The sequence below is a fragment of the Umbribacter vaginalis genome (assembly GCA_001552935.1).
Lineage (GTDB): Bacteria > Actinomycetota > Coriobacteriia > Coriobacteriales > Eggerthellaceae > Berryella > Berryella vaginalis.
This window is the reverse complement of record KQ959676.1, coordinates 1-13,953: the sequence shown is the minus strand read 5'-3', so window position 1 is coordinate 13,953 and position 13,953 is coordinate 1. Positions and strand designations below refer to the sequence as shown.

Here is a 13,953-nt window from a genome sequence, read left to right as displayed (position 1 = left end):
GTGAAGGTATGGAAGAAAGGTGTTGGCGTCGTGACTGCGTGCTCGCAAACTGAAAGCGCACTTGAAGCGCTGCTTTTTTTGGCAGATGCGCCGCTTCCCGTGAAGGAGCTCGCGCAAGCTGCGCACGCATCGCCGCTCGATACTCAGCAGGCGCTGGCAAGCCTTCAGACGCGTTTGCGCGAAGACAACCACGGCATTCAGCTGTATGAACTTGCGGGTGGTTGGCAATTTTTGTCTGCCGAACAACACCATCAGATGCTCTATGACTATTTCTCGCTTGAAGATGCGCGCCCTTTGTCGCAAGCAGCCTGTGAAGTGCTCGCAATTGTGGCGTATTTACAGCCGGTTACGCGCATGCACATCAGCTCGCTGCGCGGCGTTAATAGCGATACGCTTGTGCAATCGCTTATGCAACGCAACCTGTTATGCGAGGTAGGACACTCGCTTGACGTTGGTAATCCGGCGCTTTTGGGCACCACACCAACATTTTTAGATAATTTTAACCTGTCAACGATTAAGGATTTGACTCCTCTTGACAGCTTTGCGCTTTCCGACGAGCTTATCGAGCGCATTCAGCAGAAGTTTGAAATGAATGATTGCATTGTTTCGCCTGTTCAGCAGCCTGAAAAACATGCACGGGAAGCGCAGAACGTGCTACGCTTGTATCACGTGCAACCGCCCACAGTGCACGCGCAATCGCGCGATAACGCTGAACAGCTTGGTAAAGCAGCGGTATCTTTGAACGCAAAGCCTTTGCCGCACACGTCATGCATTACGTATAAGGGTATCGAAGTCCACTTTGATGACGAGGAATAGCGCGCTCATGAATCACTCACGTTTTGATAACGCTTCACGCTGCACTGCCGCACCCACCACCGGCAATGCACCCACTACCGGCACCGTACCCGCAGCTCCGACATCTCCTGCACGGCGCAACACCGCTACCAGCGCAGCCGCCGCAACCGCGCTTCCCACGCCCCATAACACCGAGCGCGTTGTTCCCATGCGCTTGCAGAAATTTCTCGCACGCGCAGGCGTTGCATCGCGACGCGGTTCAGAAAACCTCATGACGGCTGGTCGCGTGCGCGTGAACGGGCAGGTTGTTGTTGAGCTTGGATCGAAAGTGCACCCCTTGCTTGACACCGTTACCGTTGACGATGTTGCCGTTGTGTGGGGGAGCGCGCCTGTGACACTTGCGTTTCACAAGCCTGCGGGTGTGGTCAGCACGATGCTTGATCCGCAGGGCCGCCCGTGCGTTGCCGACTACATCGACACGCGCGCGTTTCCGGGGCTGTATCCCATCGGGCGCCTTGACAGCAACACAACAGGTTTGCTGCTGTTTTCAACCGACGGAAATTTGGGGCATGCGCTGTTGCATCCCTCGCATCACGTTGCGAAGCGGTATATTGTTCTTGTGGAAGGCCACATTTCACCTGCGGATATACGTGCGTTTCGCGAAGGCGTGGCCATTGACGGATACACGTGTGCTCCCGCTGACGCGCGCTGTTTGCCCGATGCGCGCGCGGCTTATACACGCTATAATCTTGAGTGTTTTCGCAGCGTTGTAAAAAACAAGCGCCAAGAAGCAGCATTTCGTCACGCTTTGCATAACGGAGCGTTCAGCGCTGTGGAATTGACCATTAAAGAAGGCAAATACCACCAGGTAAAGCGCATGTTTTTGGCACTGCATCACGAGGTGTATGCGCTCCATCGCCAGCAATTTGGGCCTGTGAGCGCTGAAGGCATTGTGCGGGGAACGTATCGCGTGCTTGAGAGCACACTTGCAGCTCAGCTGTACGCATGCGGCGGAATTGCTGTGCCTGCTTCTACAAGCCCAACTGACGATTATCAAGAAAGCAACCAGGTTAACGAATGAATTTTGAGCGTTTTTACACCACGGGTTCCACTGAATTACCACTGGCGAAGTACGTGTTGCACGGACACTGCGTTATGCCAGGTGACAAAAGCATTTCGCATCGCTGTTTGATGCTTGCTGCGCTCGCAAGCGGCTGTTCACATTTTACGAACGTCAGCACAGGCGATGATGTTACCTCCACGCGCACCGCACTTGAAGCTATGGGCGCTGTCATTGAAGACGAAGCTTCAAGCAGCACAAATGCACCCGATTCTTATTCGTGTCACGTTACGGGCATTCCCGCGTCGTCGTTTTTGTGGACGCACGCACCTTTGCGCACCGAGGAAGTTTGCCTGCCCGAGCCCGTAGCACTTCAGTGCAACAATTCGGGTACGACCGCGCGTCTAATAAGCGGCATCTGCGCTAATTTTTACCGTCCGTGCGTTCTGCATGGCGACAGCTCGCTTTCACGGCGTGATATGGCACGCGTAGCACGCCCGTTGCGGCAATTGGGAGCACATATTGATCTTACGGGAACAACGCTTCCGCTGCGTACGACGCCTTCGTACCTTTCGCCTGCGACAATCTGCCTTGAAAGCCCGTCTGCACAAGTAAAGTCGGCTCTTTTGCTGGCAGCATTGCATGCACCAGGTATTACTCATGTGCAGCTCAAGCAGCTCTCTCGCGATCATACCGAGCGCTTGCTACATGGTTTTGGCGCGCGTTTTTGGGCAGAAAGCGCTGATAGTTTATATGTGCATGGTGCTCAGCCTCTGCATGCTGTGCGCTATGACATTCCAGGTGATATTTCTTCAGCAGCATTTATTGTTGCTGCTGCATTGCTATGTTCAGGCTCCGATGTGCATATCGATCACGTGGGGCTCAACCCTACACGCCGCGCGTTTCTAGACGTTCTTAAGCGTGCAGGAGCTTGTGTTGCGTGGGAGGAATACGAAAACAATGCTCTGGTAGCAGTCGATGAAGCACTTGATGCTCACGCATGCGCTGGTGCTGGAAAACGTGCTGGTGAGAGTGAGGGTGTTTCAGCTGGAAAGCGTGCCTGTTTCAATCAGACACTATCAAGAGAAAAGGCGGGGGGATACCGTGCCGCCTGTACCAGTGAACACGCTGTCGTCTCAGGTGATCCAAGCGTGTTTGAAAGCGAGCCATGCGGTTCTATTCATGTTCAATCGAATGCTGATACTACATCGCGTGCATCGTGGCGCGGTTTTCACGTTTCTGCTGAAGAAGTTGCGTTTCTTATTGATGAACTGCCTATGCTTGCGCTTTTAGCAGCGCGCGCCAGCACGCCGAGCGTATTTTCTGGCGTCGATGAATTGCGTGCAAAAGAAACCGATCGCGTTGCTGCTATTGAGCGCTTGCTTGCTGCATTAGGAGCTCACACCGATTTTCGTAATGGTGCGCTTACTGTTTCTCCTGTACAACAATCGCATTTTCGTCCTGTTCATGCGTTTGATACGCAAGGAGATCATCGACTTGCAATGTGTGCGCTTGTTGCAAGTTTGGTGTGCAGCACGCCTTTTCGTATAATTAACACTCAATGTGTTTCGGTTAGTTTTCCGTCGTTTTTAATAACCCTTGAAAGGCTTTTGCATGATAATTGCTCTTGATGGTCCTTCTGGTGTCGGTAAATCTACGCTGGCGCGTGCTCTTGCGAGCCGCTTACAGTTTTCGTGCTTAGACACTGGTGCACTGTACCGCTGCGTTGCGCTTTCTGTTTTGCTGGCAGGAGTTGATGAAGCGAACGAAATAGACGTGTCTAAGCTGGCGCAAACGGCTACTATTCGCTTTGCGCCGCAAAACAAGGTGTTTTTGAACGGGGCTGATGTAACGGACGATATTCGCGGCGCACGCGTTGAGCGCATTGTAAGCGTTGTAGCTGCGTATCCGCGTGTTCGAGCTGCATTGTTAGAAAAGCAGCGAGAAATTGGCAGCTTGGGTAATTATGTTGTTGAAGGTCGCGATATCGGATCAACCGTGTTTCCCAATGCAGAGTGTAAGTTTTTTCTTACAGCATCTCTTGAAGCGCGCACGCGTCGCCGTTTGCTTCAAAATCAAGAGAAGCAGCGTGGTAGTGTTGATGAACAGGAAGTTCGTAATATGCTTGCCAAGCGCGATGCTACCGATGCCACGCGAGAAGCATCGCCGCTTGTGTGTCCATCTGATGCTGTGCGTATTGATACGAGCGACAAAACGTTTGAAGAAGTGCTGACGCTTATTCTCAACCATGTGTATGAGGCATGCCCTGCATTGCGCGATGACGTGTCTAACACGCTGCATAGCAATGAGGTTGTTGCCGCCGTACAAACGCACGACCCTGCATCTGTTGCTTGCAAGCAAGCACCTAAGCAAGTTCAAGCAGCTAAGCAAGTTCAAGCATCCAACCCAGCTCAGGAACCTAAGTCTGCATCTGCTACTTCCAAACAAACATCCACGTCATCACGTTTTGCTCGATGGTATGAGCACTGTTGGGATTTGCCGATGACCAGTACCGCTCATGAACGTCACATCAATACCGTTGTTGCAACAATCATACTGAGTGTGGTATATGGTATCGCGAAGCTATTATTTCGGCATCGTTGTGCTCATATTCAGCGTTTTCGTGAACTTTACAAGCATACAGGCGTGTGTGTTGTAAGCAATCATACGTCATTTCTCGATGTGGTATTTGTGTATTTGTCGCTCTGGCCGCACGCATGGGCACGTTTTTTAGGAAGAAACACGCTTTTTGAAAATAAACCATTTATCTTTAAGTGGTTGTTATCGCATGTAGGAGTTATTCCTGTTAAGCGCGATAGTGCAGACATGCTTGCGGTGAAGCGTGCAAGTCGTGCACTTAAACACGGTGAAGCAGTGTGTATTATGCCTGAAGGAACGCGTCGTGGTCGCGGCAGTAAAAAGCCCCGCATTCATGGTGGTGCCGCACTTATTGCGCGCATGGGTAAAGCGCCGCTGTTGCCCTTATGCGTTCGCGATGCTGAACGCATTAAAGAAAAAGGTTCGCGTGTGCGTTTTCCTCGTATTACTACTGAATTTGGGAATCCGATTCTGCTCTCTGATTTCGACTTTTTGCCCAAAGATAAGCGTCTTGAAGGAGCAACGTGGTATGCAATGCGTGAAGTTTTTGCGCTGCAATTACGCGTTAGTCCTGATGAAGTTGATATGCCTGCCTTATTTCCTGATGATTACGATTTTACGCCTGTTTTTCGTGAACATCCTGTTGCACAAAGAAGCGTTGATGACGTAATAAACACTATTGTGACACATAAAGCATAAGCAACGTTATGCTTTATGCTATGAACTGTGGAGATAAGTATTATGTGCTGAAGCAGAGCGTGTGCATGAATAAGGTTTGTGTGCGCTTACGCTTCGCGCTGTAATGATGATACCGTTAAAGGAGCTTCATGAAAGTTATACGGGCGCATTATGCTGGTGCATGCTATGGCGTACAGCGTGCGCTTAATTTAGCGTTAAAACAAGCTAAAGAACCTACGAAAACGTTTACGCTTGGACCGTTAATTCATAATCCGCAAGTGGTGTCTCAGCTTGCCAAACAGGGTGTTTCTCAAATTGATTCCGTTGATGACATCACGCGCGCCGATGCGGTTGTTATCCGCTCTCATGGTGTAACACCGCAGGTTATGCGTGCCGTCAGCCAGAAAAGTGCAACGGTTGTTGATGCAACGTGTCCACATGTATCGCGTGCACAGCGAGCAGCAGCTCAGCTTGCAGAACAGTTCGGTTGCGTTATTGTCGTAGGTGAAAAAGGCCATCCCGAAGTGGAAGGCTTAGTAGCGTGTGCGCGCGAAAAATGTTCATGTGTGTATGCGCTTACATCAATCGAAGAATTGCCAGATAACTTGCCAGATCATCTTGGCATTGTAGTACAAACAACACAGCAGAAGGCAACCTTAGATGCCATCGTAGCGCATTTGCAAAAGCGCAATATTACGGTAGAAGTTAAAAATACTATTTGCGATGCTACATCTCAGCGTCAAGACACAGCCGCTGAGCTTGCTCAGCATGTTGATGGCATGGTGATTATTGGCGGCAGAAATTCATCGAATACCACGCGTTTGGCTGATATATGCAGGCAGTATTGTAAACACGTCTTTCATATTGAACATGTAAGCGAATTATATACGTGCACCTTTGATGATATTCAGGTAATGGGAGTAAGCGCAGGCGCATCGACACCCGAAGATCAAATTGAAGCTGTTATTTCCTATCTTGAACAGCTTTCTTAATATCGTTTTTATGGTGATGGCAGTTTTCGCAAACGCTCTTTGTGCTAGCGTCTGTTCATGTGGGTGTGTTCTTGATATTCATAGTGATTTTATAGTGCCGCGCGCTTGTGCGCATGTTTCGTAGTTGCATTCATGCGCAAAGCTGCAGGGGAGTGCGTTTTGTTATAATAGCACTACGATTATGTTATGAGGTTTATATGAGTTTACCCTTAGTTGCCGTTGTGGGACGTCCTAACGTTGGAAAGTCAACATTTGTTAATAGATTAGCCGACTCAAATGATGCCATCGTGCACGAAATGCGTGGTGTAACGCGTGATCGTTCGTATCATCAGGCATTATGGAACGGTTTCCATTTTCGTTTGGTCGATACGGGCGGCATTGAAATGGGAAGCGACGACAGCTTTCAAAGCTCGATACGCGAACAGGCTTTTTGTGCTACGGAACAGGCTGATCTTGTGATTTTTATCGTCGATGGTACCGTTGGCATACAACAAGACGATCAAGAAGTCGCGCGCCTCTTGCAGCGCGCTAACAAGCCAGTGCTCCTGGTAGTAAACAAGCTTGACAACCCTTCCGATGAATCGGCGCTGTGGGAGTTTTACTCCTTGGGCTTGCCGGAGGTGTTTGCCATTTCTTCTCTTCACGGGCACGGAACGGGAGATTTGCTTGATGAAGTGGTAAAGCAGCTGAAATCTTTGCCGTGTGACACCACCAACACGCCCGAAGAAGAAGGCATCAACATTGCGATTATTGGCCGTCCAAATGCAGGAAAATCGTCACTTGCAAATAAGCTGGTTGGAAAAGAGCGCTCGATTGTTGCGAACATCGCTGGCACAACGCGTGATGCCATTGACACGCATATCGTGCATGATGGCACAGCGTACACGATTGTTGACACGGCAGGTTTACGTAGAAAAAGTCAGATAGATGAGTCGGTTGAGTATTACGGTTTCGTGCGTGCCATGCGCGCTATCGATAGAGCTGATGTTGCGCTGCTGGTCATCGACTCAACACTTGGTCTTACCGATCAAGATCAACGCGTTGCGCGCTTTGCGCTTGATAGAGGCTGTGCTCTTATTGTGGTTCTTAACAAGTGGGATATTGTGGGTGACGCTCAAGCGAAAGAAGATGTGCGCACCCTTATCAAAGATCGCTTGATGTTTGTTGGCTATGCGCCTGTAATCGCACTATCTGCGCTTACGGGAAAAAATCTCCAAAACATTTGGGCTCATATCAATCATGCCTATCAGAATTATACTGGCAGCATTCCTACCAATAAGCTTAACGTATGGCTCGAGGATATACGCCACTTTGGTCACACTATAAGTTCTGGTAAAAGCATACTGCGCTTGAAATATATTACTCAAACGGGCACGTGTCCTCCTGTGTTTACGCTGTTTGCAAACCGCCCCGATTTGGTTGACGACAACTATGAGCGCTACCTTGAAAATCGAATGCGTGAGCAGTTTGATTTGGAAGGAACACCGGTGCGTTTTAAGTTTAAGAAGAAAGATTAGTAGTAGTTTTTGAGTGCGATAAAGCTTTGAAGTGAAAGTGAACGCAAGAACTAACGTGATTATGGACGGTAAAACGGACGTGAAACAACAGTATCAATTAATCGAGTATGTGCTCGTGACGTTAACGAAGAACTTAAATTTGATGTTACGCCTTATGCTCACGAAAACTTCAATGCAAGTGTAAAAGTAAACGTAAAAGGAGCGCGCGTGCTAATAAGTGCAATTATCTGCGGAGTTATTTCTTTTTTCCTAGGAAGTATTCCATGGGGCGTGATTATTTCGCGCATGTTTTACCATACTGATATTCGCCGTTCAGGAAGTGGCAATATTGGAACCACAAATGCTCTGCGTACGCTGGGAAAACGCGGTGGCGTAGCGGTATTCTTGCTCGATTTTGCAAAAGGCTTTGCAAGCGCGTTTGTGCCGTGTGCTGTTTTAGCGCTTATGCATCTTGCGCCGATGGAACCTTTTATGAACACAACCAGCGAACTTGCACTGCAAGCATTGGCGTTTGCATGCTGCACGCTCGGTCATATTTTTAGCCCGTGGTTGTCTTTCAAAGGCGGGAAAGGCATCGCTGTTGCCTTTGGCTGCTTATTGCCTATTTTGGGTCCTCTGCCGTGGATTCTTGAATTCATGCTCTTTTTGATTTTGGCAGTTGTGAGCCGCTATGTGTCGCTTGGATCGTGCGCTGCTGCACTGTCGTGCCCCTTTATGACTGCTGCTGTTTTCCCAGGCAACCTGTGGGTAATTGGCTTTTTTAGCATAGGATCGCTGGCGGTTGTATGGGCGCATCGTGGCAACATAGCGCGCTTGCTGAACGGTACCGAGAAACCATTTTCCGTGCGCTCTAAACAGCGCTAAAACTAGGAGTTTATTATGAAATGTGCTGTTATTGGCTCGGGTTCGTGGGGCAGTGCGCTTGCTTCTGTTCTGGCACGTCAGGGGCATCAGGTGCACATGTGGGCGCGCCGCAGTGAAATTGCGCGTGAAATTCAGCTCCAGCACACCAACGCAAGCTATCTTCCCGATGTTGCGCTGCCAAGCTCCATTCAGGCGTCTTGCAATCTTGACGAAGTTGTATGTGATGCTCAGTTAGTATTAGTAGTAACACCATCTCAGGTTATGAGAAGTATATCCCAGCAATTAGCCGCGTGTATAACGCCGTCGATGCATGTGGTGTTGTGTTTTAAAGGCATCGATTATGAAACAGGAAAAACACCTGATGAAGTCTTTTCAGAAGCGCTTGTGCGTCATTCGCGTCTTGCCGTGTTGTCAGGGCCAAATCACGCTGAAGAAATTGTACGCGACATTCCGTGCGCAACCGTGGTTGCTTCCTACGATGCCGCCTGCGCGCAATTTGTGCAGCATGCGCTTAGCTCGCCGAGCTTTCGCGTATACACGTCGCGTGATGTCAAAGGTGTTGAAGTGTGCGGTGCATACAAAAACATCATTGCCATTGCTGTTGGCATTTCCTATGGTGTGGGGTGTGGCGATAACACGGCAGCTCTGTTGATGACGCGCGGACTTGCGGAAATGAGTCGTTTTGTGTATTACGCGCAGGGCGATCCGCGCACGTGCACAGGCCTTGCCGGTACGGGCGACCTCATTGCAACGTGTATGTCGCAACACTCACGCAACCGTCGTTTTGGCGAAGCGCTGGCAGCAGGCATGTCGCTTGACGAGTTTCGCGAAAAAACGCATATGGTTGTTGAGGGTGCACTTGCATGCAAAAACGTCAAGTTGCTTTGCGAGCGCTATCAGCTTGATCTTCCTATCGCGCAAAAAGTGCAAGAATTAGTGTGGGAAGGTGCGAAACCTCTTGACGTTGCTGCTGAATTGTTGCAGCGCCCCCTCAAAGAAGAGTTTATCGATAAGCCGAGCATGCGTTAACGTATATGCAAAGCGCTTTTGCATGGTATTATCCAGAGTGAACAGGCATTACTGCCCGTATGCACGTGCCCGATGTAAGTGTTTTTCATGTTGCTCCACGTGCGCATTCGCACCGTATCATTTTTGTGCAAATCGTTTTTCAAGCTGTATCAAACCACGATAAATGTTTATGGTATGTGCGTTGCCTAAAGGCGTTCCTGCTTCACATTCTACGCGATGAATAGGAATGAACAAAGGACACGGACAATTGTTAAGAGCGCGCCCTATATGTGTTGCGCTTGTAGAAATGTTGTTTGCCTTCAGTGAGGCGCGTAAATCGCGTATGCGCATTGTTGTTCCGTAAGAAATATCTTGTACTGCTTTCCAAATAAGGAGATCAAAGTTTGACCCATGCAGCTCTAAGGGTGTGGAGAACGTTGTGCATTTACCCGATAAATAGGCTTGAATTTCGTTTGCTGCTTTGTTGGTGCGCTCACTTGGTTGGAAGTTTGGTGCTGCACCAGCATACACTCCAACGCCTGTGCCACTCATATTCGTGTTGCCGCTTTGTGCACCGTTAACGTTTCCAAAATGTACTTCAGTAATGCCGTTTACACCATCGCACAGTGTGATGCGGCCATACAGCGTTCGATACGTAAAAAAACTTCGCGTGTAGGGAAGTAGCATGAACAATTCTCCTTCCCTCTATAACTACGATAGCCAGGCAGTGCTGTGCCTGTATATTACCTGTGTGCACGTGTTACAAAAACATACGGTAAACTAAATTCTAGCACGAGCACCGCTCTTTTGAGCAAGTGAGGTACAATACAAGCGTGAAAACTACGCGAGAGGTTATCATGAACGCTATCGAAACGCTTAAAGCAGATTGCGCGCATTTTGGTGTTGCGCCGTCAATATTGTCAGCCGATTTTCTGCACATGGCAGACGATATTGTGAAGATAGAAGATGCAGGCGCGCGCGTTATTCATGTTGATGTTATGGATGGTCACTTTGTTCCTAACTTAACGATGGGTATTCCGCTTATCAAGCAGCTGAAACCTTTTGCGCGCATTCCGCTTGATGTGCATTTGATGATTGACAATCCGCTTGTTCAGCTGCCGTGGTTCTTGCGCGCTGGCAGTGATATTGTTACGATTCACGCTGAAACGCTTAATGCGAGCGACACGATTTCTGCAATTGAGCTTATTCATGAAAACGGCGCTGCGGCGGGCGTGTCGATTAAACCTCATACCCCTCTTGATGTCTTAAAACCCTATATTGCGCAGCTCGACCAGGTGTTAGTAATGAGTGTTGAGCCAGGCTTTTCAGGACAGGGGTACATAGAAGGCTCAGAGCAGCGTGTGTCAGAGATTCGTGCAATGGGAAACGAGCATGGTGTTTCTCACTTATGTATCGAAGTTGATGGTGGTATTAATCGCGATACGGTTGCACGTGTCGCGCGTGCAGGGGCAAATCGCGTTGTATGCGGAAGTGCGGTATTTGGCGCCGATGATATGGGTGCAGAGTTACAGGAAATCGAGCGCCGCGGTGCAGCAGTTTATGGTGCACCCGCAGGTGGTGCATGGTACTAGTATGGTTTTCTCCCTGAGATAAGACGCGTACTTGCATCTGGCGGTGCTTACACGTACACGGTGTTGTTTATATGTACACGGTGCTAACTCTGCGTAAAAACATCACTGCGCTCTGTGCGTGCTTCACGCGCGAAACAACACGCTACGTTTCGATGCGCTTCATCTCAGTGCGCGATACTATTATTGTATGCAGCATGCGACAACACAATGTGTTATACAAAGACAAAAGGATTACTATGGCAACAGCAGTTTCACAAGATTATGTTTATCTCGATTGGGCAGCCACCTCTCCTTTGTGCGATGAAGCACGCGCTGCAATGGAGCCCTATTTGGTATGCGGAAAAGAAGCGCTGCGCACAGGTCAAGCGAATCCCAACTCGTTACATAGTCCGGGTCGTTTAGCGTTTGAGCAGCTTGAAAGTTTGCGCAAGCGCTTTGCAAGCTTGGTGCATGCGTCGCGTCCGTCAGAGATTATCTTTACTGGTGGTGCAACCGAGGCCGATAACACGGCGCTTATTGGTATTGCGAGTGCTGCGTATGCCGAAAAACAGCGTGCAGGCTTTAAGGGTACGCCTACTGTCATCACGTCATCCATTGAACATGAAGCGGTATTAGAAGCGGCAAAATACCTTAAAGCGCACAATTATAATGTTATTACGCTCAACCCCAACGCACAGGGCTTCATTACGCCTGATAGTTTGCAAAATGTGATAGACGAAAGCGCTGTGCTGGTTTCTATTCAAAGTGCTAATAGCGAAATTGGTTCGCTGCAGCCTATCGAACAGTTGGCAGACATTACGCATCAATATAAAGCGTATTTTCACACTGATGCTGTTCAAGCATTTGGCAAAATTCCTTTTAATTTTACGGAAAGCGCCGTTGATGCTGCTAGTTTTGCTGCGCATAAAGTATGTGGCCCCAAGGGCGTTGGTGCGCTGTACGTACGCTCTCGCATTCCGTATAACGCGTATTTGCTGGGCGGCGGCCAGGAAGGAGCTCGACGCAGCGGTACACAAAACTTGCTGGGGATAGCAGGCTTTGTTGCTGCAGCTGAAAAAGCTGTTGCTGCTGATGAAGAAGGGGAACTTGAACGCCAGCTGCATATGCGTGATTTCTTGTACGAACAGCTCTCACGGTTATCGGGTGTACGCCCAACTACCCACGTTGAGCCACGTTCGCGCAGTTACCTTCCTAATATTGTGCATGTGCTGGTGAAAGGCTTTGAAAGTGAAACACTCGTATTGCGTCTTGATATGAAAGGCTTTGGTGTGTCGGGCGGATCGGCTTGTGCATCGCATTCGCTTGAACCCAGTCATGTATTGGTTGCTATGGGAGTGTCAGGAGATGAAGCGTTAGGCTCGCTGCGTATTTCCTTTGGACGCTATACATCGCAATCGGATGTTGAGCGTTTCGTACAAGCGCTTAAAGAGTGTATTTCCTAGAGCTTGATGTGCGCTGATATACTGCTGAGCTTGTGCGGTAGTTGTGCGGGCGCTTTGAGAGCACTTGTGTTTACGCGCAGTATAGTAGGTATGAAAATTTTGCCCTCGGTATGCTTGCTACCTGTTTTTCGCACAGCACGCCTGCGTTTACGAGAAAGGATATGTTATGTATGCAAGTCCTGAACAATGTAGAGTACTTCTGAACTTACAAGACCTTGACAATAAGCGCAGAGCTGCACGCAGCGCCTTTGATGGCCATACTGAAAAAGAAGATATCACGAAGTTAGGCGCGCAAGCTGCATTGTTGGTCAGTAAGCAATCAACGCTTCGTCAAGCGTCTCGTGGTATAGAAGCTCATTTAAGCGACATCTCTGAGCGCATTAAAACGCTTACCGAGCAACAAAATTCTGCTCAAAGTGAGATTAACGAGAATACGAACAACTATCATATTGTGTCAGCTCGCAGTGAAGAACTGAAACGTCTTGAGCAAAGCATTAAAGAGCTTCATCAGGAAGAAGAGCAAGCGCTTCTTGAATTGGAGCGTGCCGATGAACTTGCTCGCAAAATTCAATCGGCGTTAAGCGATATTCATACAAAAGAGCAGCAATTATCAGCGCTTCATACCAAAGCGCGTGATGAGTATGCTGTTTTAGTTGATACATTAAATGATAAGCGCGATGAACTTTTAGCTGCACTTCCTGGTGAGCTTGTGCGTTGTTATGAAGAAGCTGCACGTAAAAATAAAGGTGTTGCATTATCGCGCTTCCAAAATAATGCTTGTAGCGTATGTCGTGCTCAATTCGATCACGATCGCACTATTGCGCTTCGCAGTGAAGCTCCGCTTAGTAGCTGTCCTGTGTGTGGGCGTTTGTTGCTGGTAGAGTAAAGAACTCATTATCATAAGCTGCATCTTTCAGCAGGTAATTTTTGTTTGTGGTATGCATGCGCGCGCAGTGGTACCTCCATCGAGCGCTCAGCACATGCATCGCTCCATAAAAAAACACGAAGCCGAAGCTTCGTGTTTATGCGTTACCTGATAGCGGTGAGTAATACCGTGAGGTGCTTATGCACGCACAACCTTTCCTGCTTTCATGCAGCTTGTGCAAATGTTAGCTTTGCGTACGTCACCTTGTGCATCTTTAATAGTTACTTGCTGGATATTAGGACGAAAAGTACGGCCAGTAACACGATGTGAGTGGCTAACATTACGTCCAGCAACTGGGTGTTTACCGCAAACTTCACAAATTTTTGACATCGTAATCAACTCCATGCTTTCGCGCTCTGCAAGAAATGAACCTTGTAAATTTACAAACAACCTGTGCATTTTATCATGCTTGAAGCTGTTATGCAATAATTTTTTTATTGAAGCTCACCAAAGGTGAGTTGTAAGTCATAAAGACACAACTC

The 13,953-nt window shown here is 48.6% G+C and carries 13 protein-coding genes; 11 read left to right on the top strand and 2 right to left on the bottom strand.

Translation table 11 applies throughout. The annotated features are described in order from the left end of the window. Nucleotides 1–30 precede the first annotated feature (30 nt). From scpB to HMPREF3190_RS00890, 8 genes are all read left to right on the top strand, one after another. Nucleotides 31–816 carry an SMC-Scp complex subunit ScpB gene (scpB, locus tag HMPREF3190_RS00925; protein WP_066779382.1) on the top strand — a complete coding sequence of 262 codons (786 nt, stop codon included), beginning with the start codon at nucleotides 31–33 and terminating at the stop codon, nucleotides 814–816. Nucleotides 817–823: 7 nt separating this feature from the next. Next, complete coding sequence (locus HMPREF3190_RS00920; protein ID WP_449675929.1) at nucleotides 824–1,876, top strand: pseudouridine synthase; 1,053 nt, start codon at nucleotides 824–826, stop codon at nucleotides 1,874–1,876. Beyond that, nucleotides 1,873–3,486, top strand: coding sequence for a 3-phosphoshikimate 1-carboxyvinyltransferase (locus HMPREF3190_RS00915; protein WP_066779380.1), 1,614 nt, complete (start codon nucleotides 1,873–1,875; stop codon nucleotides 3,484–3,486). The genes HMPREF3190_RS00920 and HMPREF3190_RS00915 overlap by 4 nt, the downstream gene beginning before the upstream one ends. Then, the gene (gene cmk / locus HMPREF3190_RS07510; RefSeq protein WP_449675927.1) at nucleotides 3,470–5,152 is read left to right on the top strand and encodes a (d)CMP kinase; all 1,683 of its coding nucleotides are present in this window, start codon (nucleotides 3,470–3,472) and stop codon (nucleotides 5,150–5,152) included. Before HMPREF3190_RS00915 ends, cmk begins: the two co-directional genes overlap by 17 nt. 128 nt (nucleotides 5,153–5,280) lie before the next feature. Further along, complete coding sequence (gene ispH, locus HMPREF3190_RS00905) at nucleotides 5,281–6,123, top strand: 4-hydroxy-3-methylbut-2-enyl diphosphate reductase (protein WP_066779377.1); 843 nt, start codon at nucleotides 5,281–5,283, stop codon at nucleotides 6,121–6,123. 197 nt (nucleotides 6,124–6,320) lie between these two features. After that, entirely contained in the window at nucleotides 6,321–7,640 is a 1,320-nt protein-coding gene (gene der, locus HMPREF3190_RS00900) for a ribosome biogenesis GTPase Der (RefSeq protein ID WP_066779374.1), read from the top strand. A 207-nt stretch (nucleotides 7,641–7,847) separates the two neighbouring features. Then, a complete protein-coding gene (gene plsY, locus HMPREF3190_RS00895) occupies nucleotides 7,848–8,504 on the top strand; it encodes a glycerol-3-phosphate 1-O-acyltransferase PlsY (RefSeq protein WP_082715043.1) in 657 nt (218 codons plus the stop codon). Nucleotides 8,505–8,519: 15 nt separating this feature from the next. Next, nucleotides 8,520–9,533, top strand: a complete 1,014-nt coding sequence (locus HMPREF3190_RS00890; RefSeq protein ID WP_066779371.1) for an NAD(P)H-dependent glycerol-3-phosphate dehydrogenase — start codon at nucleotides 8,520–8,522, stop codon at nucleotides 9,531–9,533. A 117-nt stretch (nucleotides 9,534–9,650) separates the two neighbouring features. On the opposite strand, the gene HMPREF3190_RS00885 is transcribed toward HMPREF3190_RS00890, so the two are convergent. Continuing rightward, nucleotides 9,651–10,199, bottom strand: coding sequence for a methylated-DNA--[protein]-cysteine S-methyltransferase (locus HMPREF3190_RS00885; protein ID WP_066779368.1), 549 nt, complete (start codon nucleotides 10,197–10,199; stop codon nucleotides 9,651–9,653). A 170-nt stretch (nucleotides 10,200–10,369) separates the two neighbouring features. Here HMPREF3190_RS00885 and rpe point away from each other — a divergent pair, with 170 nt between their 5' ends. The 3 genes from rpe (at nucleotide 10,370) to HMPREF3190_RS00870 (ending at nucleotide 13,432) form a co-directional block, all read left to right on the top strand. Beyond that, nucleotides 10,370–11,104 (top strand): ribulose-phosphate 3-epimerase, encoded by a 735-nt coding sequence (gene rpe, locus HMPREF3190_RS00880; RefSeq protein ID WP_066779365.1) that lies wholly within the window; start codon nucleotides 10,370–10,372, stop codon nucleotides 11,102–11,104. 236 nt (nucleotides 11,105–11,340) lie between these two features. Beyond that, complete coding sequence (locus HMPREF3190_RS00875; protein ID WP_066779749.1) at nucleotides 11,341–12,546, top strand: cysteine desulfurase family protein; 1,206 nt, start codon at nucleotides 11,341–11,343, stop codon at nucleotides 12,544–12,546. A gap of 166 nt (nucleotides 12,547–12,712) precedes the next feature. Continuing rightward, nucleotides 12,713–13,432, top strand: a complete 720-nt coding sequence (locus HMPREF3190_RS00870; RefSeq protein ID WP_066779363.1) for a zinc ribbon domain-containing protein — start codon at nucleotides 12,713–12,715, stop codon at nucleotides 13,430–13,432. Nucleotides 13,433–13,609: 177 nt separating this feature from the next. Here HMPREF3190_RS00870 and rpmB read toward each other — a convergent pair whose 3' ends face one another. After that, nucleotides 13,610–13,870, bottom strand: a complete 261-nt coding sequence (gene rpmB, locus HMPREF3190_RS00865) for a 50S ribosomal protein L28 (RefSeq protein WP_449674061.1) — start codon at nucleotides 13,868–13,870, stop codon at nucleotides 13,610–13,612. Between the last annotated feature and the right edge of the window lie 83 nt (nucleotides 13,871–13,953).